We start from the raw sequence: 1,663 nt of genomic DNA, 5'->3' as shown, positions 1-1,663 counted from the left end.
CTGTCAGAAAGCTTCGATACCTAATGGTCAATGTTCCACATTCCGAAGCACCATCGCCCTGGAACGGATGTCCAGGAAACGATGAATGGGCAGACACCCCTTACGGGCTTGTCTGCCGAATGCTCCTTAGAAAGGAGGTGATCCAGCCGCACCTTCCGGTACGGCTACCTTGTTACGACTTCGTCCTAATCGCCAGCCCCACCTTCGACGGCTCCCTCCCACAAGGGGTTAGGCCACCGGCTTCGGGTGTTGCCGACTTTCATGACGTGACGGGCGGTGTGTACAAGGCCCGGGAACGTATTCACCGCAGCGTTGCTGATCTGCGATTACTAGCGACTCCGACTTCATGGGGTCGAGTTGCAGACCCCAATCCGAACTGAGACCGGCTTTTTGGGATTCGCTCCACCTTGCGGTTTCGCAGCCCTTTGTACCGGCCATTGTAGCATGCGTGAAGCCCTGGACATAAGGGGCATGATGACTTGACGTCATCCCCACCTTCCTCCGAGTTGACCCCGGCAGTCTCCTATGAGTCCCCACCATAACGTGCTGGCAACATAGGACGAGGGTTGCGCTCGTTGCGGGACTTAACCCAACATCTCACGACACGAGCTGACGACAGCCATGCACCACCTGTATAGGACCCTTACGGACCCCCCATCTCTGGAGGATTTCCCTATATGTCAAACCCAGGTAAGGTTCTTCGCGTTGCATCGAATTAATCCGCATGCTCCGCCGCTTGTGCGGGCCCCCGTCAATTCCTTTGAGTTTTAGCCTTGCGGCCGTACTCCCCAGGCGGGGCGCTTAATGCGTTAGCTGCGGCACGGAGGACGTGGAATGTCCCCCACACCTAGCGCCCAACGTTTACGGCGTGGACTACCAGGGTATCTAATCCTGTTCGCTACCCACGCTTTCGCTCCTCAGCGTCAGGTAAGGCCCAGAGAGCCGCCTTCGCCACCGGTGTTCTTCCTGATATCTGCGCATTCCACCGCTACACCAGGAGTTCCGCTCTCCCCTGCCTACCTCTAGTCTGCCCGTATCGGAAGCAGGCTCGGAGTTAAGCTCCGAGTTTTCACTCCCGACGTGACGAACCGCCTACGAGCCCTTTACGCCCAATAATTCCGGACAACGCTCGGACCCTACGTATTACCGCGGCTGCTGGCACGTAGTTGGCCGGTCCTTCTTCTGCAGGTACCGTCACTTTCGCTTCGTCCCTGCTGAAAGAGGTTTACAACCCGAAGGCCGTCATCCCTCACGCGGCGTTGCTGCGTCAGACTTTCGTCCATTGCGCAATATTCCCCACTGCTGCCTCCCGTAGGAGTCTGGGCCGTGTCTCAGTCCCAGTGTGGCCGGTCGCCCTCTCAGGCCGGCTACCCGTCGACGCCTTGGTAGGCCATTACCCCACCAACAAGCTGATAGGCCGCGAGCCCATCCCCAACCGCCAGAACTTTCAACCCCACACCATGAAGCGCGAGATGATATCCGGTATTAGACCCCGTTTCCGAGGCTTATCCCGAAGTTGAGGGTAGGTTGCTCACGTGTTACTCACCCGTTCGCCGCTCGTGTACCCCCGAAGGGGCCTTACCGCTCGACTTGCATGTGTTAAGCACGCCGCCAGCGTTCGTCCTGAGCCAGGATCAAACTCTCCGTTGAAAAATATAGACAA

Annotated in this window: 1 rRNA gene; it reads right to left on the bottom strand. The window is 57.9% G+C overall.

The window, feature by feature from the left end:
• Positions 1-130 precede the first annotated feature (130 nt).
• Positions 131-1,650, bottom strand: a 16S ribosomal RNA gene (locus E1261_RS44655).
• Positions 1,651-1,663 lie beyond the last annotated feature (13 nt).

It is taken from the genome of Kribbella albertanoniae (genome assembly GCF_004348455.1).
Taxonomy (GTDB): domain Bacteria; phylum Actinomycetota; class Actinomycetes; order Propionibacteriales; family Kribbellaceae; genus Kribbella; species Kribbella albertanoniae.
Note: the sequence above shows the minus strand (reverse complement) of the source record. Positions and strands in the feature narration are given on the sequence as shown.